General features: G+C 65.4%; 18 protein-coding genes and 1 pseudogene. 7 read left to right on the top strand and 12 right to left on the bottom strand.

The window, feature by feature from the left end; genetic code table 11:
• The first annotated feature begins 6 nt into the window (after positions 1 to 6).
• On the top strand, positions 7 to 1227 hold the full coding sequence (locus tag G7007_RS13900; protein ID WP_181102563.1) for an alpha/beta fold hydrolase: 1221 nt from the start codon (positions 7 to 9) through the stop codon (positions 1225 to 1227).
• A 769-nt stretch (positions 1228 to 1996) separates the two neighbouring features.
• Here the strand turns inward: G7007_RS13900 and G7007_RS13895 are convergent.
• Together G7007_RS13895 and G7007_RS13890 are read right to left on the bottom strand one after the other, a co-directional pair.
• Positions 1997 to 3112 (bottom strand): mechanosensitive ion channel family protein, encoded by a 1116-nt coding sequence (locus G7007_RS13895; protein WP_181102562.1) that lies wholly within the window; start codon positions 3110 to 3112, stop codon positions 1997 to 1999.
• Between the two features lie 122 nt (positions 3113 to 3234).
• Positions 3235 to 4326, bottom strand: coding sequence for an NADH:flavin oxidoreductase/NADH oxidase (locus G7007_RS13890; RefSeq protein ID WP_181102561.1), 1092 nt, complete (start codon positions 4324 to 4326; stop codon positions 3235 to 3237).
• Between the two features lie 55 nt (positions 4327 to 4381).
• Between G7007_RS13890 and G7007_RS13885 the strand changes: the two genes are divergently transcribed.
• Positions 4382 to 4717, top strand: a complete 336-nt coding sequence (locus G7007_RS13885; RefSeq protein WP_181102559.1) for an ArsR/SmtB family transcription factor — start codon at positions 4382 to 4384, stop codon at positions 4715 to 4717.
• A 643-nt stretch (positions 4718 to 5360) separates the two neighbouring features.
• Complete coding sequence (locus tag G7007_RS13880) at positions 5361 to 6263, top strand: DMT family transporter (protein ID WP_181102558.1); 903 nt, start codon at positions 5361 to 5363, stop codon at positions 6261 to 6263.
• Between the two features lie 44 nt (positions 6264 to 6307).
• Here G7007_RS13880 and G7007_RS13875 read toward each other — a convergent pair whose 3' ends face one another.
• The 3 genes from G7007_RS13875 to G7007_RS13865 form a co-directional block, all read right to left on the bottom strand.
• Positions 6308 to 7201 (bottom strand): PA4780 family RIO1-like protein kinase, encoded by an 894-nt coding sequence (locus tag G7007_RS13875; protein ID WP_181102556.1) that lies wholly within the window; start codon positions 7199 to 7201, stop codon positions 6308 to 6310.
• 134 nt (positions 7202 to 7335) lie between these two features.
• Positions 7336 to 8631, bottom strand: a complete 1296-nt coding sequence (locus G7007_RS13870; protein ID WP_181102554.1) for a PQQ-dependent sugar dehydrogenase — start codon at positions 8629 to 8631, stop codon at positions 7336 to 7338.
• Positions 8628 to 9056 carry a DUF2231 domain-containing protein gene (locus G7007_RS13865; RefSeq protein WP_181102553.1) on the bottom strand — a complete coding sequence of 143 codons (429 nt, stop codon included), beginning with the start codon at positions 9054 to 9056 and terminating at the stop codon, positions 8628 to 8630. Before G7007_RS13865 ends, G7007_RS13870 begins: the two co-directional genes overlap by 4 nt.
• Positions 9057 to 9295: 239 nt before the next feature.
• Here G7007_RS13865 and G7007_RS13860 point away from each other — a divergent pair.
• A pseudogene (locus tag G7007_RS13860) lies at positions 9296 to 9607 on the top strand (TonB-dependent receptor domain-containing protein); the annotation flags it as partial.
• 259 nt (positions 9608 to 9866) lie between these two features.
• Here G7007_RS13860 and G7007_RS13855 read toward each other — a convergent pair.
• The 5 genes from G7007_RS13855 to G7007_RS13835 form a co-directional block, all read right to left on the bottom strand.
• Positions 9867 to 10046, bottom strand: a complete 180-nt coding sequence (locus G7007_RS13855; protein WP_181102552.1) for a DUF1289 domain-containing protein — start codon at positions 10044 to 10046, stop codon at positions 9867 to 9869.
• 84 nt (positions 10047 to 10130) lie between these two features.
• A complete protein-coding gene (locus tag G7007_RS13850) occupies positions 10131 to 10850 on the bottom strand; it encodes a TorF family putative porin (RefSeq protein ID WP_181102551.1) in 720 nt (239 codons plus the stop codon).
• Between the two features lie 200 nt (positions 10851 to 11050).
• Positions 11051 to 11488 carry a DUF3597 domain-containing protein gene (locus G7007_RS13845; RefSeq protein WP_181102550.1) on the bottom strand — a complete coding sequence of 146 codons (438 nt, stop codon included), beginning with the start codon at positions 11486 to 11488 and terminating at the stop codon, positions 11051 to 11053.
• 83 nt (positions 11489 to 11571) lie between these two features.
• A complete protein-coding gene (locus G7007_RS13840) occupies positions 11572 to 12465 on the bottom strand; it encodes a YsnF/AvaK domain-containing protein (protein WP_219859088.1) in 894 nt (297 codons plus the stop codon).
• Positions 12462 to 12929 (bottom strand): YsnF/AvaK domain-containing protein, encoded by a 468-nt coding sequence (locus G7007_RS13835; RefSeq protein WP_219859087.1) that lies wholly within the window; start codon positions 12927 to 12929, stop codon positions 12462 to 12464. The genes G7007_RS13840 and G7007_RS13835 overlap by 4 nt, the downstream gene beginning before the upstream one ends.
• A gap of 261 nt (positions 12930 to 13190) precedes the next feature.
• On the opposite strand from G7007_RS13835, the gene G7007_RS13830 reads away from it, so the two are divergent.
• The gene (locus tag G7007_RS13830) at positions 13191 to 15395 is read left to right on the top strand and encodes an OsmC domain/YcaO domain-containing protein (protein ID WP_181102549.1); all 2205 of its coding nucleotides are present in this window, start codon (positions 13191 to 13193) and stop codon (positions 15393 to 15395) included.
• A gap of 87 nt (positions 15396 to 15482) precedes the next feature.
• A complete protein-coding gene (locus tag G7007_RS13825; RefSeq protein ID WP_181102548.1) occupies positions 15483 to 16496 on the top strand; it encodes a DUF4917 family protein in 1014 nt (337 codons plus the stop codon).
• 12 nt (positions 16497 to 16508) lie between these two features.
• Here G7007_RS13825 and G7007_RS13820 read toward each other — a convergent pair whose 3' ends face one another.
• The gene (locus G7007_RS13820) at positions 16509 to 17744 is read right to left on the bottom strand and encodes a class I SAM-dependent methyltransferase (RefSeq protein ID WP_181102547.1); all 1236 of its coding nucleotides are present in this window, start codon (positions 17742 to 17744) and stop codon (positions 16509 to 16511) included.
• 140 nt (positions 17745 to 17884) lie between these two features.
• Here G7007_RS13820 and G7007_RS13815 point away from each other — a divergent pair, with 140 nt between their 5' ends.
• Positions 17885 to 18724 (top strand): EamA family transporter, encoded by an 840-nt coding sequence (locus G7007_RS13815; protein ID WP_181102545.1) that lies wholly within the window; start codon positions 17885 to 17887, stop codon positions 18722 to 18724.
• A 489-nt stretch (positions 18725 to 19213) separates the two neighbouring features.
• Here G7007_RS13815 and G7007_RS13810 read toward each other — a convergent pair whose 3' ends face one another.
• Positions 19214 to 19831 carry a TPM domain-containing protein gene (locus tag G7007_RS13810; RefSeq protein WP_181102543.1) on the bottom strand — a complete coding sequence of 206 codons (618 nt, stop codon included), beginning with the start codon at positions 19829 to 19831 and terminating at the stop codon, positions 19214 to 19216.
• Between the last annotated feature and the right edge of the window lie 82 nt (positions 19832 to 19913).

Genomic DNA, 19913 nt, shown 5'->3' with positions numbered 1-19913 from the left:
TCCAGCATGACACAGCCATCACCCGAATACGCCAAGGCCTTGATCGGACGTTACTTCGATGCGTTCGCACGCGGCGACGTGCAGGCGACCCTCGAGTGCATCCATCCGCAGGCCATCTGGCACATCGATGGCGACCCCGAGGTGGTCACCGTGGGCCTGCTTCAAGGCCACGCCGCCATCGCGACCTGGCTGGCGCGCTTTTCCGAGGGTTTCCAGGCGCAGACGTTTTCCATTCGCTGCCTGCTGGTCGATGGACAGGACGTCGTCGCCATCGGTCGTTTCCGCCACCGCGTGCTGCCAGGCATGAGCCTGGTCGACAGTGATTTCGCCATTCGCTTCACGCTCAGCGATGGCCTGATCGGCCGCTACCAGATCTTCGAGGATTCGTTGGTGATCGCCCAGGCACGCGCCACCGGCTCGCCTGCGCGTCAGTTGCGGGTGGATGGCGTACGCCTGGGTTGGAACGACGTGGGCAACGGTAGCCCGGTGATGTTCCTGCATGGGCTGTTCCTGGACCGTCACGTCTGGAACCCGGTGGTCGAGGCGTGCAGCGCCCGCCATCGCTGCCTGGCGTTCGACATGCCAGGCCATGGCATCAGCCAGTGGCGAGCCGGCCTGACGCTCGACGGCATGGCTCGCCTGTTCGCCCTGTGGGCACAGGAAAACGATGCGACGCCTGTGACGCTCGTGGGGCACAGTCAGGGGGGCATGGTGGCGCTGCAGCTCGCGGCAGCCTTTCCCGAGCGCGTGGCGCGCCTGATCGTGATCAACACCAGTGCGCGCGCCGAGCCGGCCGAACGCCTGCCGACTTGGCGCAGGCGCCATGAGCGGTTGCTGGCGGGCGCAGGCGAAGCGGTGTTCGACGAGGTGCAGGCGTTCGCCGGTCGACCGGCGCCAGGGCGCTGGCAATCGGCCGAGACGGCACGGCAGCGTCAGGCGCTGGGCCACTGTGCGCCGAACGATGTGGCTCAGGCACTGGAAGCCGCTGTCCTGGAGCGCAGGGACATGCGGGCCTGCCTGGCGAAAATTCGTTGCCCGGTCACGGTCCTGGCAGGCGGCCAGGACACCGCCACCCCACCTGAGCTGGGTCGGGAAATCGCCACGTCGGTGAGTCGAGGAACGTTACAAGTGGTGGAACATGGCGGGCATCAGTTGCCTGTGGAGGCACCTGAGGTGGTGGTCAACGCGATCCTGGCGCCTCAGGACAGAGGACAGGCAGGTCTCTGATCGCGGTAGCGAGGGTGAGGCTATCCGCTCATGGAGCCTCTCGGCCTCACGCTGTCGCGCAGAGAACATGACGGTAGCTGGCAGGATCCGGGGCTTTATTGCTGATCGATTTAGGGCCGCTTTGCGGCCCATCGCGGCCGGACCGGCCGCGATTGGTCCCACAGGGCCAGGGCTTTCAACGTTTTTGACCAACACGAGGTGGACCACATCGCCGATCTGGCAGAGCGACTCATCCCCTCCTGTGGGGCTTGCCCGCGATGGCATCTACAGCCTCGCTGCATCGCCAATAGACAGAGCGCCGACCTACTCACCTTGCAGGGGCTGAACAGGCCCTATCGCTGGCAAGCCAGCTCCCACCCAGCCCGCATGAAACCTGCCGGCATGTATCCGCTCGGACACCACCCTGTGGGGCTTGCCCGCGATAGCGTCGGCAGCCTTGCTGCATCGCCGACAGACAGAGCGCCGGCCTATCCACCTTGCAGGGGCTGAACAGGCCCTATCGCTGGCAAGCCAGCTCCCACCCAGCCCGCATGAAACCTGCCGGCATGTATCCGCTCGGACACCATCCTGTGGGGCTGCGCTTGCCTGCATCATGCCGGTGAATCTGGGGGTGCAACCATGACCCTGTCTCGAGGCTTTTTCCAAAGACGTTGAAAGGCATGGCCCACAGGGCCCACAAAAGCCTGTGAATGATTGCTGTCCGTTCCCACAGGTCCGTGATAGCGGACCCCATGGCAGCGCGGTGCCGGCACGGCTGGCGGGCCGACGGTCAGTGCGCCGCCCCGGCGCTCTGCCGTGGCACGCCTTGCGCCTCCACCGTCACCGGCATCTCCGGCAGCCGGTTGTTCATGACCCGCACGTTGCGCACCGGGTGCGCGAAGCGGACCTCCAGGTCGCGCAGCCCCTCGAGCAGTTGCAGGTTGATCTCCTGCTGCAGGTCCATGTAGCGGTTGTAGTCCGGGCTCTGGACGATGTACACGACCTCGAACAGCAGGCGGCTCTCGTCGAACGACAGGAAGTGCGCCCGATCGAAACGCGTGTCCGGCTGGCGCTCGATGATCCCGCGCAGCATGGGCGAGACCGCGCGCACCTTGTCGGACGGCGTGTCGTAGCTGATGCCGAAGGTGAAGACGATGCGGCGGGTGTCCATGCGTTTGTAGTTGTGCAGGGTCTGCTTGAGCAGGTCGGCGTTGGAACACACCACCTGTTCGCCGCTGAGGCTGCGGATGCGGGTGGTCTTAAGGCCAATGTGCTCGATGGTCCCGGCCACGTCGCCGAAGACCACGAAATCGCCGATCTCGAATGGCTTGTCGAAGCCGATCGACAGGGAAGCGAAAATATCGCTGAGCACCGTCTGCACCGCCAGGGCCACGGCGATACCGCCAACGCCGAGGCTGGCCACCAGCGCGGTGATGTCCACCCCCAGGTTGGCCAGGATCGACAGCAGCATGATCGCCCAGACCACGATCAGGCCCAGCACCGAGACGATGGTGGTCATGACCGGGTTGAAATGACCTTTGTCCTTGTGGAACAGCAGGCCTCGCCCCCACAGGCGCACGCAGGCATCCAGCCACAGGGCCACCTGCAAGGCGAGGACCACGAACCAGCCATGGGACAACCCTGCTCGCCAGGTGCTGGGCAGGTCGATCAGCTTGAGGGCCAGCAAGAGAGAAAAGACGAACAGCAACACACCGCTGGTGCGGGTGACGATGGCCTTCGCCCAGATGCGGCCCTTGTGGCCGCCCACGGCGTCTTCTTCCTGGGTCAGGCGCCTGCGCAGCAACGATACCAGGCTGCGCAACACCAGATGAATGACCACGGTTGCGGTCGCGACGATTCCGATATTCAACCAGACCGTCGTGTCCAGCCACGCTTCCCACTGCATCGTGCCTCCTCGAAAACTCACCGGTAAACAGTTCTGTTTTCGGAAGGCTCAGGGCCGATAAGTTCCCGTCGATGTCGTGGAGGCCGGCCCACTGGATCATGGCGACCGGCCACCTAGCAGGCTCAGCGGTAGCGTTCGAGCCAATGGGCATAGGGAGCTGGCAGCGTCCAGGACGCCTTGTCCACCCCCAGTTCCTTGGCGGCGAAATAGGCCCAGTGCGGGTCGGCCAAGTGAGCACGACCGACTGAGACCAGGTCCAGTTGACCCGCTTCCACGGCTTGATGAGCCAGTTGCGGCGTACCGAAGCCCCAGGCCGAGGTCACGGGCAGGTCCGCCTCGCGGCGCACGCGCTCGGCGATCGGCCCCATGAAGGCCGGACCCCACGGGATGTTGGTGTCAGGAATGGTGAACCCGACGCTGACGCTCAGCAGGTCCAGGCCGCCGGCCTTGAAGCGACGCGCCAGCTCGATGGATTCGGCCAGGGTCTGCTCGTCGCGACCGTCGTATTCGATCACGCCGAAACGCGCGGTCAGGGGCAGGTGCTCGGGCCAGACTTCGCGTACGGCAGCCAGGGTTTCGAGCAGGAAGCGGCTGCGGTTGTCGAAGCTGCCACCGTAGGCATCGGTACGCTGGTTGGAGTGCTCGGAGAAGAAGCTCTGGCCCAGGTAGCCGTGGGCGAAGTGCAGCTCGATCCACTCGAACCCGGCATCACGGGCACGGCGGGCGGCATCGACGAAGTTCTGCTGGACGCGGGCGATGTCCTCCAGGGTCATGGCGCGCGGCACCTTCGGCAGGTGCTCGCCGAAGGCGATGGCCGACGGCGCGATGGTCTGCCAGCCCCGTGGATCGTTGTCGGCGATGTGGTCGTCGCCTTCCCAAGGACGGTTGGCGCTGGCCTTGCGACCGGCGTGGGCGATCTGGATTCCCGGCACGCAACCGGCCGCCTTGATGGCCTTGACCACCGGAACGAACGCATCGGCCTGTTCGTCGGTCCAGATGCCTGCGCAACCGGGCGTGATGCGACCTTCCGGCGCCACGGCCGTGGCCTCGACCACCAGCAACCCGGCACCGCCTCGGGCCAGGCCGGCCAGGTGGACATGATGCCAGTCGTTGATCAGGCCGTCCTCGGCCATGTATTGGCACATCGGCGGGATGGCGATGCGGTTACGCAGCGTGACGTCCTTGAGGGTGTAGGGTTGGAACAGTGCGGACATGGACAGGCTCCTTGGGAGGCTCACGTGTTTTCGATAGTTCGATCATAATCGAACTATGGCATTTGATGAAACCCCCGTTATCATGTGCGCCATGCGATCCTACACACACCCTGATCCTGATGACTTCGTGCTCGAACGCGTGCTCTACGCCCTGAGCGATCCCGTTCGCCTGGACATCGTGCGCTGCCTGGCCACGGTGGACGAAGCCAGTTGTGGCGAACTGGACGGCGGCCGTCCGAAGTCGAGCATGTCCCATCACTTTCGCGTGTTGCGCGATGCCGGGCTGGTGCAGACCCGCAATGTCGGCACCACGCACATGAACTCGCTGCGGGCCGAGGCGATGCAGGCACGGTTTCCGGGGCTGCTGGCGTCAGTGCTGGCGCAGCGGTGAGGTCGATGTGACGGGGCGAAGGGATGTTTTTGCAGGGCTGTCTTGTGGGTCTTTCAACGTCTTTACCTAACACGATGTGAACCGCATTGCTGATCTGGCAGAGCGGTTCACCCCGTGTGGGAGCGGGCTTGCCCGCGATGCAGGCGGTGATGGGCCGGACGCTATCGCGGGCAAGCCCCCACAGGAGGGCTGCGCGTGCCTGTATCCTGTCGGTGATTCGATGGGTGCAACAAATGACCCCATCCTGGCGTTTTTTCAAAGACGTTGAAAGGCCTGGCCTTTCAGGCCCGCAACATTCACCACACCGCCACAACCGACGAACACGGCCGCCTCAGCCACAACCGCCACGAACACTCCTGAATGGCGCACGCTGATACCTGCATGTCGCAATCAGACAACGGCCCGTCTCTGACAATCGATCGCCTTTCTCTCCTCCCCCTCATACTCCCGCCCTCAGAACCGCCCTGCGCCATGGGCCGCTCTGCGCGACACCGCGAGTCGGCAGCCTCGCTTTACAATTCCAACGCTGCGGCGCCCTGTGCATCGGCCTCTGCGTCTGCACGCCCCTGACCCTCGTTCGAACAACCTCGTGCCACGCGGCCAGCAAGCGCCCGCGCGCGCTTTCGTGAAGATTTGACTGCCCATGCTCGCTACCTCCCTCCCCGGCGCCCACGTCTCGACCGGTCCGCGCACCGCATTGCTCGTGGCGCACCTCGCCGCCGTGCTGTTCGGCCTCACCGGCATCCTCGGCGCCCTGATCCAGGCCGACGCCAGCGTCATTACCTTCGGCCGTGCCGCCATCGCCTTCATCGCCCTGGGTTTCGTGGCTGGCCTCAAGGGTACGCGCCTGCTGGACGCGCTGACCTGGCGCAACCTGCCCGTGATTCTCTTGACCGGCACGCTGCTAGCCGTGCACTGGGTCGCCTTCTTCGTCGCCGTCAAGGTCGGCGGCGTGGCCATGGCGACCTTGGGGTTCGCCGCGTTTCCGGCATTCATCGCGCTGATCGACGTGCTGGTCTTTCGTGATCGCCTCGGTGCCCTCGACGCGTTGCTGCTGATGCTGGTCTCGACCGGACTGGTCCTGGTGGTGCCGTCGTTCGGCCTGTTCGATCAGGGGACGTTGGGGCTGGCCTGGGGGCTGGCCTCGGGCCTGGCCTTCGCCGTGCTGACCGTGGTCAATCGACGCCGCGACGCCAGCATGGACGCGTTGCAGACCGCCTTCTGGCAAAACGGGGTGGTGGCCATGCTGGTCGGCCCCGTGGCCCTGGGCGCCTCGGGTGCGCTGCAACTGGGCGGCGATGACTGGACGCACCTGATCCTGCTCGGCGTGTTCTGCACAGGCATGGCGCAGCTCCTGTTCGTCAAGAGCCTGGAGGGCCTGCAGGCTCGCACGGCGGGCATGATCATCGCGCTGGAGCCGGTCTATGCGATCGCAGGCGCCTGGTGGCTGTTCAGCGAACCACCCTCGCTGCGGATGCTGTGCGGCGCGTTGGTGATCGTGCTCGCTACGCTACTGAGCGCGCCCTGCAAGGCACCGGCCCATTGAGCCAAACGGTCGCCGCCCCCTGGCAGGTGGCGGCGCCTGCGGCGTCACTGCAACCAGGGTGGGGTCGGTTCCGGGTCCCTGTTCGGACCCTGCTCGGCGTCCGCCCTGCCGGCACGGCGACGAGCGTCCTCGAACTGGGCCGCCTCGATTTCCCGCAATACACCTCCGACATCGGCTTCGTGGGTATCGTCTTCGTACACCCCCGTCAGCGGTGAGTCCGGCGTGAGTCGACCGGCCTGGTACAACGACCAGATCTCCCGCGCATACCGCGTCTGCTTGATCGACGGGTCGAAACGGCCGAAGTAACCGTTCATGTTCTCGACGTCACGCGCCAGCATGCTGAACGCATGGTTGTTGCCCGCCGCATCCACGGCCTGCGGCAAGTCGATGATCACCGGCCCGTCGGGACCCAGCAGTACGTTGAATTCGGACAGGTCGCCATGCACCAGGCCAGCGCACAGCATCAACACCACCTGGCGGATGACGAACTGGTGGTACTCGCGAGCCTGCTGCGGCTCCAGCACCACATCGTTGAGCCGTGGCGCGGCATCGCCGTCAGCGTCGGTGACCAGCTCCATGAGCAGTACACCGTCCAAAAAGTCATAGGGCTTGGGCACACGCACACCGGCGCTGGCCAGGCGGAACAAGGCCGCCACTTCGGCGTTCTGCCAGGCATCCTCGGCCTCCTTGCGACCGTACTTGGAGCCCTTGGCCATGGCCCGGGCCTGGCGACTGTTGCGCACCTTGCGCCCTTCCTGGTACTCGGCGGCCTGGCGGAAACTCCGCTTGTTGGCCTCCTTGTAGACCTTGGCGCAGCGCAGGGCCTGACCACAGCGGACCACATAGACCGCTGCTTCCTTGCCGCTCATCAAGGGCCGGACGACTTCGTCGACCAGACCGTCCTCGATCAGCGGTTCAATCCGTTTTGGTGTCTTCATCGGGTGTTTTCTGGATACTGCGTGGCCGAACACCGGACCATGGTCTCACAGGTGACGGCAATGCGCTTGCCTGCCGCAAGACCGAAGGCCCGGACCTGCAAGGCTGCCTGGCAGGGGCCGGGCAGCCGATCACCTCATGGCGTACGCGTGACGCGCCAGATTGTGTTGGCCAGGTCGTCGGCGATGATCAGTGCGCCTTTCGGGTCCACCGTCACGCCCACCGGGCGACCGCGGGTCTTGCCGTCGTCATCACGGAAGCCCGTGGCGAAGTCGACCGGTTCACCGGCTGGCTTGCCGTCGCGGAACGGCACGAAGATGACCTTGTAGCCCACCGGCTCGGAGCGGTTCCAGCTGCCGTGCTCGCCGACGAACACGCCGTCGGCGAAGCGCTCGCCCATGGCCGGCAGCGAGAAATCGACACCCAGTGCAGCCACGTGCGAACCCAGGCTGTAGTCCGGCTTGATGGCCGAGGCGACCTTGGCCGGATCCTGCGGCTGGGCGCGGGGGTCGACGTTCTGACCCCAGTAACTGTAGGGCCAGCCGTAGAAGGCCCCTTCCTTCAGCGAGCTGAGGTAATCCGGCACCAGGTCCGGGCCCAGTTCGTCGCGCTCGTTGACCACCGCCCAGACCTGCCCGGTGCCGGGCTGGATGGTCAGGGCCGTGGGGTTGCGGATACCCGTCACGTAGGGTTTGTGTGCACCGGTCTGGGCATCGATCTGCCAGACCACGGCGCGGTCCACCTCGGCCTCCATGCCACGCTCGGTGACGTTGCTGTTCGAGCCGATGCCCACGTACAGGAAGCGGCCGTCGTCGCTGACCGCCAGGGACTTGGTCCAGTGGTGGTTGATCTGCGACGGCAGTTCGGTGAGCGTGACCGGCGCGCCGCTGGCCTGGGTCTGCCCCTCGGTGTAGTCGAAGGTCACCAGGGCGTCCTGGTTGGCGACGTACAGCTTGCCGTTGGCCAGGGCCAGGCCGTACGGCGCATTGAGGTTCTCGGCGAACACCGTCTGCACTTCGTAGCGCCCGTCGCCGTCGGCGTCGCGCAGCAGGGTCAGACGGTTGCCGCCCTTGACCTGGGTGTTGCCCTTGGCCTTGATGTAGCCAGCGATGACGTCCTTGGGCTTGAGCTTGGCGGCATTGCCGCCGCGGCCCTCGGCGACCAGGATATCGCCGTTGGGCAGCACCAGGGTCTGGCGTGGAATCTTCAGGTCCTTGGCGATCGCCGTGACGGCGTACCCGTCCGGCACCGTGGGCGTGCGGTCGCCCCAGGCGCTCGGTTCGGCGATCTTCATGCTCGGCAACAGGCCGCGCTGTTGCTCGGGCAGCTTCGGGTCCGGCCCACGGGCCTGGGTCGCGTCGGGGTCGGTGTCGCCGCAGCCGCTCAGCAGCAGGGCCAGGCTCAGGGCCGTCAAGGCATAGGTCGGTTTCATGCCACCTCCTCCGAACGCAGGCCGGTCAAGCCGATCCAGGCCGTGATCAACGACAACAGGGCCACGATGGCCGATACGACAAGCCCCGTCGGCATCATCGCCCAGGCATCCTTGGCATGCTCGAACGCGCCGACCAGGCCCAGCACCCAGGTCACCAGCAGCAGTACGAAATACAGCGCCGCACGCCCACTCTTGCGCTCGGCACGGATCAGGTTGACCAGAGCGAACAGCAAGGCCAGCCCGGCGAACAGCAGGCCGCCTGCGATCAGCCACGAGGCGAAATTGCTCCACTGGATCTGGTAGGTCTTGGCATAGGCGATGTCGCTGAGCAGCGCGCCCAGAAATAGCGGCACGGCGCCTGCGAGCAGGATCGCGTGCAGCGGCCCGGGCCGGCAGCGATGGAGGGGGTAGGCAGTTGCGGTCACGGCGGTCTCCTCGAGGTTCAGCGACCTGGATCACGGTTCGGCGTGGGTACGCTGGCCCTCAGAGTCGCGTAGACGTTGCAGAAAGAGTGATCGCCCGATGACCGCTTTAGTTCACCGTCATGACCCGGTGAACGCCCGGGCCAGGTCTTGCTGTCCCACATTGCCGGGCTGCCTTTTTGTTAACAATTTGTGAAACTGCGCCAGCGAATTGATATTATCTGCACCGAATTCTCATTCGCGACCGTATCAGTCAGTTCGTCCCTAGCCACACCTTGCGCAGCCTGCTGACCTACCGCCTGCCGACCCTGCCGCAGGTCAAGGTCGGCGGTCGCCTGAGCTGGCAGAGCACCGTGCGCAGCGACGATTATCCTGAAGCGCGCCAGGAGGCCTATGCCTTGCTGGACCTGATGACCACCTACGACATCGACGTTCACTGGAGTACGTCGCTCAACCTCAACAACGTGACCGACCGCAAGTACCTGCAATCGCTGCAGACCGGCAGCAGCTCGAACTACGGCGCACCGCGCAACCTGACGGCATCGGTGACCTGGACCTCTGAAGGCGCAAGACCTGGGACGCCGACGCTATCGATGGCGTTGGTCTCAGTGGGATTTGCCCGCGATACAGGCGACGGGCCGGACGCCATCGCGGGCAAGCCCGCCCCCACAGGCCCGTGAGCGGCCGACCTCACCGCGGCATGGTCATAGGTGCCTGGACTGTATCAATGATCTGACAGATCGCCATGTCACCTTGTGGGAGCCGGCTTGCCGGCGATGACGGCCGTGCAGGCACCCTCGCCCACCAGGCGAATCACTTCTTTTTCTTCAGCGCCTTCAAGCGAGCCTTGGCCTGCTTGACCACCTCGGCACGCTCGCTCTTCTTCAGGCGCTTCCATTCACGGATCTCGTCCTTCAACCGCCCGCAGCCGGTACAGACGCCGTCGCGGAGCTTGCAGTTCGAGGTGCAGGGGTTCTCGCTGTCGTTGCCCAACTCATCGTCTCCCACAGGTGGCGAGCATGCCTGTCGTTTCGACACGGCCAACGGGACGACGACTCAACCGCCACGTGGACACGGCTAGAAGAAACTGCGCTGGGCCTTGAGCATGACCCTGCTGTCGCACTGCGCATTGATGCCCGAATACACGTCGCAGCCGCTACCGCTCAGGTCCGAACCGCTGTAGATCAGGTCCAGGTCCATGCCTAGCCAGGGCCGCGACAGCTTCACGGACCAGTCGCTGAACGCATTGATCTCATTGCCACCACCAATGGTGAACGGCGTTCCCAGGCGGTGATGCGCCACCTTGAAGGTCACGCCGATGTCGAGCAGGGGCACCTGACCCAGGTCGGCATACAGCGTTCCCGTGCGGTTGTCCGGGTTGTCGTTGAGCGCACCGCCCAGCCGACTGCCCAGCATCGTCAGCCCGCCATACACGGCATGGCTGTCACCGCCGGAGATTTCAGGATAGCTGTAATGGATCATGCCCACCTCGTACCCCAGGCTGGTGTCGAAGCGGTGGCGGTAGCCCAGGTAGCTGTCCAGCTGCAAGGTGGAGGTGGGCGCGATGCCCATGCTGGGCGCGAACTGGCCAAAATACAGACCGCTCGGATGCGTGAAGTCCAGTCCGCCATGAAACGAGCTGACGGCACTGGGCGCGATCAGCCCCTGGGCCATGCTGCGTGAGGGGGTGGTGCCGAGCTTGAAGTCGAAATCGCCCAGCTGCCGCTGGATCTGCTGGGCCCAGGCACCTGGGCTGACGAGGACCACGATGGCCACCAGCAGAAGAGGCCTGGTCATGCCGGTCTCCTGGGATGTCTGTTCTAGGGGCAAGGAGAATACCTGCGTCGGCCATGGATGGATGACCGTCCGTCGATACAGTCCGCCGCCGTGGCCCGACGCGCCCAGCCTCGACAAAACGGCCACCCGCGTGGCAGGACGTCTGTCCCGTCACACTGGCGGCCGTTTCATGGCCCTTCTGGCGAAGGGTGGTCCCTCGATCAGTCGAGCAGGTCGGCAGGCACCTGACCACCGTTTTCCGACAGCTTCTTCAGCACGGCCTTGTGCAGCCAGACGTTCATGGCTGCCGAGTCGTCGGTCGAACCGGTGTAGTTCAGCTCCTTGGCCAGTTCCTTGCGATTGCTCAGGCTGCTGTCGATGTTCAGCAGCTTGAGCAGGTCGACGATCGAGGTTTTCCAGTTCAGCTTCTCGCCGTTCTGCGCCGCCAGGCCGTCGAGCTTGGCTGCGACGTCGACCTGCGACAGCGCGGCCGGTGCGGGCGTGGACGCCGACGCCGTGGCCCCTGGTGTGGCCGAGGCAGAAGCGTTTGGCGAGGCGGCGCCGCCACCGGCGGTCGAGGCGTCGCTGGCCGCTGGCGCAGTGCCCTGATCGTGTTTGCGCAGGCCCAGTTTTTCGAGGATGGTGCCGAAGAGACTCATGTCGATTTCCTTTCTCTGAATGAAATGGTCAAGCGATGGGCAGGGCCAGCGGACGCTAACGTCCCCCAGCCTCCCGGCCACGATCAATGGCGTTTGAGGGGATCGTGCGGTGTGTCGATCGAGGCATCGCGACGCACGGTGCCTGGATCGTTCTGGACCTCGACATCGGTACGACGGACCGTGTCACGAATGGTTTCCTGGTGATCGCTGGACTGCTTGCCCACGCTGACCTCTTCCACCACACGGGCCGACTTCTCGACCACGGCCTGCTCGGCGGTCTCCTGGATCTCGATCGAGCCTGCCTTGAAGCCATCCAGGTCGGCTGCGGTGGCCGGGCGGTCTACCGGACGACGCTCGATGTGGGCGTGTTCTTCGTGCAGGTTCACCGTTTCTTCGACGGGGCGCTCGCTGATGCGCGAGACCACACGGACACGGCCGGTGGTGACTTCACGCTTGCCGACGCGCAGGTCTTCCTCGATCACCGGGATCGCGGCATCGCCAACGGGCGTATCGAGGCTGCGGTCCACGACCTCGGCGCGGTCAGCACCCAGATGAGTGCCGGCGACGTGGGTCGTGGCGCCGGTGTTTTCGCGGCTCCAGCCGGCGACGCGTTCGTCGACGTCGATGGCGCCGTTGCGCTCGAGGATGTCTTCGGCCTTGTCGGCCTGCTCATCGCTCATGACCGTCACGGTCAGCACGGCCGCACCGCGGCGGGACAGCTCGGGGTAAGCGGTGGCATAACGGTGCGGCTTGCTGGCATCGTGCTCATCGGTACCGAACAGCGAGCTGAAAAAATGGCTGACCTTCTCCCCGAAGGATTCATGATGAGCGGTATCGTCGGCACGCCCTTCGGCGGCATGCAATTCGGAAGACGACAGTTCGATATTGCTCTCGAGCACGTGTTGGGCCAGCAGCTCGCGCTTGGCGGCCTGGGCTTCGGTCAGGGTGTCGAAAGCGGCAACGAGTGTATGAGTCATGCGTCTCTCTCTTTGCAGGTAATGGAACTGGAGGTCCGGTCGGCGACAGGCGTGTCGCCTTGCGGGTCGTCGGTCGATGCCTCGCGGTGCGTGAGCACGATGTCTTCACGACGCAGGCTGACCGTCTGTTGAAACGGAACGTCTTCGACGAAAGGCCGGATATGCAGCTCTTCCTTGAGCACCAGGCGCTTTTCGACGACGAGCACTTCTTCGAGTACAGGAATGATGGTCACGCCGTCTTCGATCCGCGTCTGCGGCGGGTGGTCCCGGTCCACCGGCGTGCCTTTGACGACACGCTCGACCGACGCCCCTTCTCGACGCAGGGTGTCGTTGATCACCTGTTCATGCGCATGCACCTGTTTGTCCACGGTCGTGGTGCCCGTGACAATGGTCCGCTTCGACAGGCTGGCCACTTCCTCCAGTACAGGAATGGGCGCTTGGTGATGATCGGGCCGGGAGTCCATGACGCGAATCGTTTCCTCGAAATCTCATGGGTTACCCTTAACCTGAGTGACGCGCATGCGCCTCGGTTCAACCGAACCGCCCTCATCGGCCGACGAATGGTCGTCAGCTCCCTCCCCTGGGCGGCGCAAGACTTTGCCCGACAAAACCCGGATAATGCCCACCTCTCGTTCCCCCAGGCTTCTTTTCGTGGTCTTCATCCGTGCCGGGTGTCGGCTGCGTCATGCCTTTTCGTTTCACTCGTGCTCACGGTGCCGCCTGCAATGGAAATCAAAGTCAACTTCCTCGACAACCTGCGACTTGAAGCCAAGTTCGACGATTTCACGGTGGTGGCCGACCAGCCGATTCGCTACAAGGGCGACGGCTCCGCCCCAGGTCCGTTCGACTACTTCCTGGCCTCCTCGGCCCTGTGCGCGGCCTACTTCGTCAAGCTGTACTGCCAGAGCCGCGACATCCCGACCGACAACATCCGTCTGTCGCAGAACAACATCGTCGACCCTGAGAACCGCTACCAGCAGATCTTCAAGATCCAGATCGAGCTGCCCGCCGACCTGGCGGACAAGGACCGCCAGGGCATCCTGCGCTCCATCGAGCGCTGCACCGTGAAGAAGGTGGTGCAGACCGGCCCCGAGTTCGTCATCGAAGCGGTCGACGACCTCGACGCCGACGCCCAGGCCCTGCTGATGCCGGCCCTCGACACCTCGGGCCACACCGAGGTCCTGGGCAAGGACCTGCCGCTGGAGCAGACCATCGCCAACCTGTCCGCACTGATCGCCGACCTGGGGATGAAGATCGAGGTCGCCTCCTGGCGCAACATCGTGCCCAACGTCTGGTCGCTGCACGTGCGCGATGCGCAGTCGCCGATGTGCTTCACCAACGGCAAGGGCGCCAGCAAGGAAGCCGCCCTGGCGTCGGCGCTGGGCGAGTTCATCGAGCGGTTGAACTGCAACTTCTTCTACAACGACCAGTTCTGGGGCGAGGACATCGCCAACGCCGCCTTCGTGCACTACCCCAGCGAGCGCTGGTTCAAACCGGGGCGCCGCGATGCCTTGCCCAAGGAGATCCTCGACGCCCACTGCCTGGCCATCTACAACCCCGACGGCGAACTGCGTGGCTCGCACCTGTACGACACCAACTCCGGTAACACCGAGCGCGGCATCTGCGCGCTACCGTTCGTGCGCCAGTCCGATGGCGAGACGGTGTACTTCCCGTCCAACCTGATCGAGAACCTGTACCTGAGCAATGGCATGAGCGCCGGCAACACGCTGTTCGAGGCCCAGGTGCAGTGCCTGTCGGAAATCTTCGAGCGCGCGGTCAAGCGCGAGATCCTCGAGGGCGAACTGGCCCTGCCCGACGTGCCCGAGCAGGTGCTGGCCAAGTACCCTTCGATCCTGGCGGGCATTCGCGGCCTCGAGGAACAGGGCTTCCCGGTGCTGGTCAAGGACGCCTCGCTCGGCGGCGAATTCCCGGTCATGTGCGTGACCTTGATGAACCCGCGCACCGGTGGTGTGTTCGCCTCGTTCGGCGCGCACCCGTGCCTGGAAGTGGCGCTGGAACGCAGCCTCACCGAACTGCTGCAGGGCCGCAGCTTCGAGGGCCTGAACGACTTGCCGCGCCCGACCTTCGAGAGCCAGGCGCTGACCGAGCCGAACAACTTCGTCGAGCACTTCATCGACTCCAGCGGCGTGGTGTCCTGGCGCTTCTTCAGCGCCAAGGCCGACTTCGACTTCGTCGAGTGGGACTTCTCCGAGCAAGGCCAGGCATCCACCGCCGACCAGGCCGCCGCGCTGTTCGGCATTCTCGAAGCGCTGGGCAAGGAGGTCTACATGGCGGTGTATGACGACCTGGGCGCCGCGGCCTGTCGCATCCTGGTGCCGGGCTACTCGGAGATCTACCCAGTCGACGACCTGATCTGGGACAACACCAACAAGGCGCTGGCCTTCCGTAGCGACATCCTCGACCTGCACCGCCTGGACGACACGCGCCTGCAAGCGCTGCTCGAGCGCCTGGAGGACTGCGAGGTGGACGACTACACCGACATCGCCACGCTGATCGGGGTGGAGTTCGACGACAACACGGTCTGGGGCCAGCTGACGATCCTCGAGCTGAAGCTGCTGATCCACCTGGCGCTGCAGCAGTTCGAAGAGGCCCTGGACCTGGTCGGTGCGTTCCTGCAGTACAACGACAACACCCTCGACCGGGGCCTGTTCTACCAGGCCATGAGCGCCGTGCTGGAAGTGGTGCTGGACGACGAGCTGGAGATGGCCGATTTCGAGGGCAATTTCCGCCGCCTGTTCGGTGATGCGCGCATGGACGCGGTGCTGGGGTCGGTCGACGGCAGCGTGCGTTTCCACGGCCTGACCCCGACCAGCTCGAAACTCGAAGGGCTGGACCGCCACCTGCGCCTGATCGACAGCTACAAGAAGCTGCACGCGGCCCGTGCCCGTGCGGCCGGCCTGAACGACTGAGCCTGTCAACGCGACGCGAGTGGGCAGCCCGGCGGCCGCCCCTCACGTGGTAGAGTGCGGGCGTTCATCGCCTGCAGGATCTCTCCCATGCCACAGCCTTCTTCAGACGCTCACCTGCCCAGCTGGGCCGAGGTCAGCGACCGTCATCCGTGCGACGCCCTGCTGCTGGGCAACGGCGCCAGCCGGGCGATCTGGAAACCGTTCGGCTATTTTTCGCTGTTCGAGCAGGCCCAGCAGGTCCGGCACAAGGCGCTGGGCGTCAGCGACCAGGCCTTGTTCAAGTCGCTGGGCAGTGAACTGTTCGAACCGGTGCTCAGCGCGCTCAACACCACGGTGCGCGCCAACGCCGCCCTGGCCATTGGCTCGACGGCGCCGCTCAACCGCTACTACTCGATCAAGGAAGCGCTGATCCACGCCGTGCGCGCGGTGCATGTGCCGTTCGGGCGCCTGCCCGAGCCGACCCTGCAACGCCTCAACACCGAGCTGCGCCGCTACGCTCGCGTCTATACCAGCAACTACGACCTGCTCCTGCCCTGGGCCGTGCAGCAGGCGCCCGACGGCTTCGCCAGTCACTTCGACGAGCAGGGCTTCTTCGACGTGCGCCAGCGGACCGGCACGGGCACGCAGGTGCTGCATCTGCACGGCGGCTTGCACCTGCTCAAGCTGCCCGATGGCAGCACGCGTCAGCGCGCGGCACGTGGCAGCGAGCTGCTCGATGGCTTCGCCGTCAACCTGCCAGGGGAAGTGCCGCTGTTCGTCAACGAAGGGCCGAGCGACGACAAGCTCCGGGTCATCCGCCAATCGGACTACCTGAGCGCGAGCCTGGGCGAGCTGGCACGCGAGCGGCGCGGGCTGTGCCTGCTGGGCCAGCACCTGGACAACGGCGACCAGCACCTGCTCGAGGCCATTCGCCAGGCCCGCCCCAAGCACCTGGCCATCGGCTTGCGGTCACTGGGCGAGGCGGCGATCCTCAACCAGAAACGCCACTTCGGCGAACGCTTCGCCGGGCTCGCCAGCACGCCGGTGCATTTCTTCGATGCCGCCAGTCACCCCTTGGCGATGCAGGACCTGGCCGTGGCCGTACCGACCCCGCGGCGCTAGCGGCAGCGGGCTTCAGTGCGCCGCAGCGATCGGCTGGGCGAGCCAGCCATCGGCGCGCAGCAGGGTTTCCAGGCAATGCTCGCGCACGCCATAGAAGCGCTTCAAGTCGTCGATCCGGGCCAACTGCGCCGCGTTGTCGCCCGGCTGGGCGCGCTTGACCGCCAGGATCATCTTGTTCTTGTTGGTGTGCTCCAGCGAGATGAACTCAAAGACCTTGGTCTCGTAGCCGCAGGCCTCGAGGTACAACGCGCGCAAGCCATCGGTCAGCATTTCGGCCTGCTGGCCCAGGTGCAGGCCGTACTGCAGCATCGGCTGCAGGACGTCGGGGCTGTGCAGCTGCGGGCGGATCTGCTTGTGGCAGCACGGTGAGCACATGATGATCGTCGCGCCGCAGCGGATACCGGTGTGGATCGCATAATCGGTGGCCACGTCGCAGGCATGCAGGGCAATCATCACGTCGATCGCCGCGGGCACTACGCTGCGCACGTCACCGCATTGAAAATCCAGACCGGGATGGTCCAGCCGCGCGGCCGCGCCGTTGCACAGTGTCACCAGCTCCTGGCGCAACTCCACGCCCGTGACCTGGGCCTGGCGGCCGAGTCGGTCGCTGAGGTAGTCGTGGATGGCGAAGGTCAGGTAGCCCTTGCCGGAGCCGAAGTCGGCGACCTTCACCGGCTGCCCGGCGTCCAGTGCGGCGTTGCCCAGGGCATGGTCGAAGACTTCGATGAACTTGTTGATCTGCTTCCACTTGCGCGACATCGACGGGATCAATGCCCCTTGCGCATCGGTCACGCCCAGGTCGCGCAGGAACGGGCGTGACAGGTCCAGGTAGCGCTTCTTCTCCCGGTCGTGGCCGGTCGAGGCCTGCTCGCGGGCCACGGGCGTGCCGTGCTGCTGGAGCATCGGCTTGCCCTTCTTGCTGAAGGTCAACTGGGTCTCGCCCTCGTCGCTGAACAAATGCGCGTTGCGAAAGCTGCCGGGCAGCAGCTCGGCCACGGCCTCGAGCGCCTGCGCCGTAGGCAGGTTACGGGTAATATCGCGGGTCTGGTGACGGTAGACCAGCGACAGGCAGTCCTGGTCCTTGATCCGCACCGGCTTGGCGATGAGCCGCTGCAAGGTCTCGTCGGCGCCGACGGGGCGCGCCAGGACCAGCTTGCTCAGGTGCTGCCCCTCGAGCGCAGCGGCCAGCAGGGCCAGGAACCGGTCACGCGCATCGGGCGTGGAAGCAGCAGGGGGTGTCACGGACATGGGACGGGGTGCCTCGAAGATCGAATGACGCGCCGCAGGCGCTGTGGCCGGCATTCTACGTCGAGGCGCTACCGGGCGCAGCCTTTGTCGATGGGCGCACCGAGTTGCGCTGTTTTTCACCTGCACACAGGGATGCACCGATGTCATCGTACGCTTTCGAACTGGTCATGCTGGCGGCCGTCCTGCACGCGCTGTGGAACGCCATCGTCAAGGCCGGCCAGGACACCTTCCTGACGACCATGCTGGTCACCACCTGCGCCGCCCTGTGGGCCGCCGCTGCCCTGCCCTTCCTGCCGGCACCGGCACCGGCACCGGCGAGCTGGCCGTTCATCGTCGCCTCGGCGCTGTTGCAGGTGCTCTACTACGCCTTGGTCGCGCGCATCTATCGCGTCGCCGACATGAGCCAGACCTACCCCTTGATGCGGGGTGTCGCGCCACTGCTGGTGGCCATGTTCGGCACGCTCGTGCTGGGCGAACACCTCACGGTGGGCGCCTGGCTGGGCATCGGTGTGATCTGCCTGGGCATCCTGCTGACCCTGGCAGGCGCTCGGGCGCAGCGTCGGGATGGGCTGGGGCTGGCGCTGCTCACCCCCCTGCTGATCGCGACCTACACCCTGGTCGATGGCGCGGGTGTACGCCTGTCGCAATCGCCGATCGCCTACACGCTGTGGATCTTCCTGCTGGGCGGCGCGGTGATCGCCGGGTGGGCGGGGCTGACCCGCGGGCGCCGTTTGCTGCGCTATGCCCGTGGCAATGCGCACCTGGGTGCCATCGGCGGCTTCGGCACGTTGGCCGCCTATGCGCTGGCTCTGCAGGCCATGACCCTGGCGCCGGTGTCGATGGTCGCCGCCTTGCGCGAAAGCTCGATCCTGTTCGCCACTCTGATCGCCTGGTGGGTGCTCAAGGAACCGGTGGGCCGGGCACGCTGGGTGTCGGTGGGGGTGATCCTGGTGGGGGTGGTGGTGTTGCGGTTGGCGTGAGGATTGGGTCGGATTTGCATAAGCAGCTGTCCTTTCCTGCTCGGCACATGGACCACCGCGTGGGCTGATGTGTGGGCCTTGCAGGCCCAATCGCGGCACGGGGGCCGCTCCCACATGGACCGTGATTGCCCGCACCACTGGGGCGGGTGAGCGGCCCCTGCCGGGGCGCCGGACCGGCCGCGATTGGGCCCGCAGGGCCAGGCCTTTCAACGTCTTTGCCTAACACAATGTGAACCGCATTGCTGATCTGGCAGAGCGGTTCACCCGCTCCCACAGGAGGGCTGCGCGTGCCTGTATCATGTCGTTGAATCGATGAGTGCAACAAACGATCCCATCCTGGAGCTTTTTCCAAAGACGTTGAAAGGCCTGGCCCGCAGGGCCCATGAAATCAGCCCCCCCTATGCGTCAGGTCAACCTGCAGGAGCACCACCGTGCCGGTAAACACCATGGCTCGAACCCGTAGCAACCCCAGCGCCCAGACACGCCTCCTCAGTCCAACACCACCAACCGGTTCGGCAGCTCATCCCGTGCCTGCGTCAGTGGCACATGCACCGCCAACAGCGCGCCGCACGCTTCGATGCACTCGACGAAGCCGTCCAGGGTCCTGCCCTGGTGCACCTGCTCGGCGAAGCGGGCGACGATGCCGTCCCAGGCGTCATCGCCCAGACGCTCGGCCACGCCGTGGTCCACCAGAATCTCGACGTAGCGCTCCGCCTCGCTGACGAAGATCAGCACCCCGGTGCCCCCGACCGTGTGGTGCAGCCGTTGCTCGAGGAACTGCCGGCGCGCCAGGTTGGCCGCTCGCCAGTGCCGGACGCGGCGCGGGATCAGGCGTGTGGTCAGGGCCGGCAAGCGGAACACCAGGCACAGCACGATGAACGTCAGCCACTGGGTCAACAGCAGCAGGTTCACCCCCAGCCAGCCGAACACGTAGTGCAGCACCCCCGGCACGATCAAGGCCACCAGGCTGGCCCAGAGCAGCGGGATGTAGGCATAGTCGTCAGCACGGCGCGCCAGCACCGTGACCAGTTCGGCATCGGTGTGACGCTCGACGCGGGCGATGGCTTCGGCCACCTGGCGTTGTTCGTATTCGCTGAGCAGTGTCATGCCGTCCTCATCTCGTTGAGTGTCGTTCTACCAGCCACCGGACGAACCTCCGCCCCCGAAGCTGCCACCGCCGCCGCCAAAG

The sequence above is a fragment of the Pseudomonas entomophila genome (assembly GCF_013523125.1).
Taxonomy (GTDB): Bacteria; Pseudomonadota; Gammaproteobacteria; order Pseudomonadales; family Pseudomonadaceae; genus Aquipseudomonas; species Aquipseudomonas entomophila_B.
Note: the sequence above shows the minus strand (reverse complement) of the source record. Positions and strands in the feature narration are given on the sequence as shown.

Excerpts from the sequence above, each read along its gene's own strand:
- G7007_RS13900 (WP_181102563.1), top strand. The coding sequence starts at position 7 with ATGACACAGCCATCACCCGAATACGCCAAGGCCTTGATCGGACGTTAC.
- G7007_RS13895 (WP_181102562.1), bottom strand. The coding sequence starts at position 3,112 with ATGCAGTGGGAAGCGTGGCTGGACACGACGGTCTGGTTGAATATCGGA.
- G7007_RS13890 (WP_181102561.1), bottom strand. The coding sequence starts at position 4,326 with ATGTCCGCACTGTTCCAACCCTACACCCTCAAGGACGTCACGCTGCGT.
- G7007_RS13885 (WP_181102559.1), top strand. The coding sequence starts at position 4,382 with ATGGCATTTGATGAAACCCCCGTTATCATGTGCGCCATGCGATCCTAC.
- G7007_RS13880 (WP_181102558.1), top strand. The coding sequence starts at position 5,361 with ATGCTCGCTACCTCCCTCCCCGGCGCCCACGTCTCGACCGGTCCGCGC.
- G7007_RS13875 (WP_181102556.1), bottom strand. The coding sequence starts at position 7,201 with ATGAAGACACCAAAACGGATTGAACCGCTGATCGAGGACGGTCTGGTC.
- G7007_RS13870 (WP_181102554.1), bottom strand. The coding sequence starts at position 8,631 with ATGAAACCGACCTATGCCTTGACGGCCCTGAGCCTGGCCCTGCTGCTG.
- G7007_RS13850 (WP_181102551.1), bottom strand. The coding sequence starts at position 10,850 with ATGACCAGGCCTCTTCTGCTGGTGGCCATCGTGGTCCTCGTCAGCCCA.
- G7007_RS13845 (WP_181102550.1), bottom strand. The coding sequence starts at position 11,488 with ATGAGTCTCTTCGGCACCATCCTCGAAAAACTGGGCCTGCGCAAACAC.
- G7007_RS13840 (WP_219859088.1), bottom strand. The coding sequence starts at position 12,465 with ATGACTCATACACTCGTTGCCGCTTTCGACACCCTGACCGAAGCCCAG.
- G7007_RS13835 (WP_219859087.1), bottom strand. The coding sequence starts at position 12,929 with ATGGACTCCCGGCCCGATCATCACCAAGCGCCCATTCCTGTACTGGAG.
- G7007_RS13830 (WP_181102549.1), top strand. The coding sequence starts at position 13,191 with ATGGAAATCAAAGTCAACTTCCTCGACAACCTGCGACTTGAAGCCAAG.
- G7007_RS13825 (WP_181102548.1), top strand. The coding sequence starts at position 15,483 with ATGCCACAGCCTTCTTCAGACGCTCACCTGCCCAGCTGGGCCGAGGTC.
- G7007_RS13820 (WP_181102547.1), bottom strand. The coding sequence starts at position 17,744 with ATGTCCGTGACACCCCCTGCTGCTTCCACGCCCGATGCGCGTGACCGG.
- G7007_RS13815 (WP_181102545.1), top strand. The coding sequence starts at position 17,885 with ATGTCATCGTACGCTTTCGAACTGGTCATGCTGGCGGCCGTCCTGCAC.
- G7007_RS13810 (WP_181102543.1), bottom strand. The coding sequence starts at position 19,831 with ATGACACTGCTCAGCGAATACGAACAACGCCAGGTGGCCGAAGCCATC.